Here is a 3172-nt window from a genome sequence, read left to right on the forward strand (position 1 = left end):
GTAGTTATCCACAGGTGTGTCCACACCTGGGGACAGACTTACACGGGTGTAAGTAGCCCGGTCGGACGGTTCTGCTGGGCGGTCAGCGCCAGCGGGTCGCCATGCCGAAGCCGGCGAAGATGAGGCCGAAGCCGATGAGGACGTTGAACCAGCCGATGTCCTTCATCAACGGCAGCTCGGCGCCGGCGATGTAGTACACGACGATCCACAGCAGGCCGACGATGAACAGGCCCAGCATGACCGGCACCCACCACGACGGGTTGCCCAGCTTCACGGCCTTGGGCGTCTCGGTCTGGGGTGTGAACGCCTTCTTGCGGCGGACCCGGGACTCAGGCACGGCGGCCCCTCCTGCTCACGATCCCCGGTCAGGCGCCGGGTCGTCGTAGCGTAACCGCCATGGACGGTTCCCGGCACGGTCAGGTGGTCGCGCCCGCGGCGCCCGCGCCGGCCGAGCCGACCGGCCGCGGGCGGGCACGGCGTCCGCACACCGCTGCGGTCGTGGGGGTCGCCCTGGTCTCCGCCCTCGCCGGCCTCCTCGCCGTGGCGAGCGCCCTCAGCGCCGGCGGCACCGACCTGCGCGGCGGCCGCGCGGTCGACGCCCGCGACCTCGTCACCCGGTCGGCCCAGCGCGTGGCCGCCCAGGAGGCCGAGGTCGCGCGGCTGCGGCTGGAGGTGTCGGACCTCACCGCCCAGCAGGGCACGGGCGACGCCCTTGCTGCGTCGCAGCAGGAGACGGCGGAGCTCGCGCCGGGCGCCGGGTTCACCCCGGTGGTCGGCCCGGGCCTCACGGTCACGCTCGACGACGCGCCCCGGGGCGGAGGCGCGCTGCCCGGGAACCCGTCGCCGGACGATCTCGTCGTGCATCAGCAGGACGTGCAGGCGGTCGTGAACGCGTTGTGGAGGGGAGGTGCCTCGGCCATGCAGGTGATGGACCAGCGGATCGTGTCGACGTCGGCCGTGCGCTGCGTGGGCAACACGCTCATCCTCCAGGGCCGCGTCTACTCGCCCCCCTTCACCGTGACCGCCGTGGGCGACACCGCGGCCCTCGGGCGGGCCCTCGACGAAGACCCGCAGGTCGCCCTCTACCGTGAGTACGTGGACCTCTACGGGCTCGGGTACATCGTGCAGCCGGAGGACCGGCTCGACGTCCCCGCGTTCACCGGTCCGCTGCTGCCGGCGTACGCGCGCGTGGCGACCGGGTGATGAGGGACCGATGAGTCCTGACGACCAGGACGAGAGGCGCTCGGCGCTTCTCGGCGGCGCCGACCCGACTCCGCCCCAGCCGCCGAAGGGCCACCGCGTGCGCTCGGTGATCCGTGGCGTGGGCGAGGTGTTCATCACCGTCGGCGCGCTGCTGCTGCTGATGGTGGCCTACCAGCTGTGGTGGACGAACGTCGAGAGCTCCCAGGCCATCGCCCAGGAGCGTCAGGACATCGAGCAGTCATGGGTCGAACCGGGCCAGAGCGCCACGCCGACCCCGACTCCCACCGCGCCGCCCAAGCCCGTCACCGACAAGCCGCTCAAGGAGCCGGACTACGGCACCGGGTTCGCGCTGCTCTACATCCCGCGCCTTGCCGATCACGTGTGGGGCCTGCCCGTGACCCAGGGCACCGGGAAGGACGTGCTCGCGCACGGCGCCGGCCACTACGAGGACACCGCGATGCCGGGCGGTGTCGGCAACTTCGCCGTCGCCGCGCACCGCTCGAGCCACAGCGAGCCGTTCGCGAACTTCCCCGACCTCCAGGTCGGCGACAAGGTGTACGTCCGCACCAAGAACGTCTGGTACGTCTACACGCTCACGCACGACGACCCCAATCTCACGCCCACCGACGTCTGGGTGATCGAGCCCGTGCCCGGGTTCCCCGAGTCCACGCCGAAGAAGAAGCTGCTCACGATGACGACGTGCACCCCGCGCTACGGCTCGACCGGGCGCTGGGCGTGGTGGGGCGAGCTCACCGAGAGCCGGTACGTGTCCGACGGGCCGCCCGACGGGATCAACCCCGCCGTCGTCCCGGTCTCCTGACCCCCGAACCCGAGCAGAGGCCACGTTGTACGGCTGGATCTGGAAGCACCTGCCCGGCCCCGTGCCGGTGAAGGCGCTCCTTGCGCTCGTCCTGTTCGTGGCCGTCGTCCTGGTGCTGTTCCAGTGGGTCTTCCCGTGGCTCGAGCCGCGGCTGCCGTTCAACCAGGTCACCGTCGACGAGGGCGCCGGCGCGGCCGGTCTCGTGCTGCCGTTCGGGCGCTGACGGCGTACCGCGACAACCGGTTCGGACGTCGAGCCCCTCGTGGGCGATGATGGGCCCGTGAGCGCGCGCATCCTCGTCGTCGACAACTACGACTCGTTCGTGTTCAACATCGTGCAGTACCTCGCCCAGCTCGGCGCCGAGGTCGACGTACGGCGCAACGACGAGGTCACCCCCGCCGACGCCCGCGGCTTCGACGGCGTGCTGCTCTCGCCCGGCCCGGGCACCCCCGCCGACGCCGGCGTGTGCATCGAGATGATCGAGACGCTCGGCGGCGTGCTGCCGATCTTCGGCGTGTGCCTCGGCCACCAGGCGATCGGTGAGGCCTTCGGCGCGTCCGTCGTGCGCGCGCCCGAGCTGCTGCACGGCAAGACCAGCCAGGTGCACCACCACGGCGACGGCGTGCTCGCCGGCCTGCCCGACCCGTTCACCGCCACGCGCTACCACTCACTCGCGATCGAGCCGGCCACCGTGCCGGCCGAGCTCGAGGTGACCGCGACCACCGACACCGGCGTGATCATGGCCGTCCGGCATCGCACCCTCGACGTCGAGGGCGTGCAGTTCCACCCCGAGAGCGTGCTCACCGAGGGCGGCCACCGGATGCTGGCGAACTGGCTCGTGCGCTGCGGCCAGAGCGACGCCGTCGAGCGCAGCGCGGGCCTCGCCCCCGTCGTCGGAGCCTGAGGAACGAAGGCGACGATCACGGGGGCCATCAACGCCGCCCCCGTCGTCGGAGCCTGAGGTCCCCTACTGCCCGCGCCGTCGTTCCTCCGGCGCGAGCAGCGGGGGCCCATCGGCGACGATCACGGGGGCCATCAACGCCGCCCCCGTCGTCGGAGCCTGACCCCCATCGTGTGCGATGAAGGGTGGGCCCCCGCCGGGCGACGATGGGCGAAGCCCTCGTCCGGTAGGGGCCTTCCATGCTCAGA

General features: G+C 72.0%; 5 protein-coding genes. 4 read left to right on the forward strand and 1 reads right to left on the reverse strand.

Translation table 11 applies throughout. From position 1 onward, the window contains the following. Positions 1–82 precede the first annotated feature (82 nt). Positions 83–337, reverse strand: a complete 255-nt coding sequence (locus tag ACFQGU_RS16650; RefSeq protein WP_386768824.1) for a cell division protein CrgA — start codon at positions 335–337, stop codon at positions 83–85. Between the two features lie 59 nt (positions 338–396). Here ACFQGU_RS16650 and ACFQGU_RS16655 point away from each other — a divergent pair, with 59 nt between their 5' ends. The 4 genes from ACFQGU_RS16655 to ACFQGU_RS16670 are packed head-to-tail and all read left to right on the forward strand — an operon-like array spanning position 397 to position 2927. After that, positions 397–1203: a DUF881 domain-containing protein gene (locus ACFQGU_RS16655; protein ID WP_386768825.1), complete on the forward strand. Its 807-nt coding sequence runs from the start codon at positions 397–399 to the stop codon at positions 1201–1203. 10 nt (positions 1204–1213) lie between these two features. Continuing rightward, complete coding sequence (locus ACFQGU_RS16660; RefSeq protein WP_386768826.1) at positions 1214–2023, forward strand: class E sortase; 810 nt, start codon at positions 1214–1216, stop codon at positions 2021–2023. Between the two features lie 25 nt (positions 2024–2048). Further along, a complete protein-coding gene (locus tag ACFQGU_RS16665) occupies positions 2049–2246 on the forward strand; it encodes a hypothetical protein (RefSeq protein WP_386768827.1) in 198 nt (65 codons plus the stop codon). A gap of 57 nt (positions 2247–2303) precedes the next feature. Next, complete coding sequence (locus ACFQGU_RS16670; protein ID WP_386768828.1) at positions 2304–2927, forward strand: aminodeoxychorismate/anthranilate synthase component II; 624 nt, start codon at positions 2304–2306, stop codon at positions 2925–2927. Positions 2928–3172: the final 245 nt, after the last annotated feature.

Origin of the sequence: Longivirga aurantiaca (assembly GCF_042660085.1) — a bacterium.
GTDB classification, from domain to species: domain Bacteria; phylum Actinomycetota; class Actinomycetes; order S36-B12; family CAIYMF01; genus Longivirga; species Longivirga aurantiaca.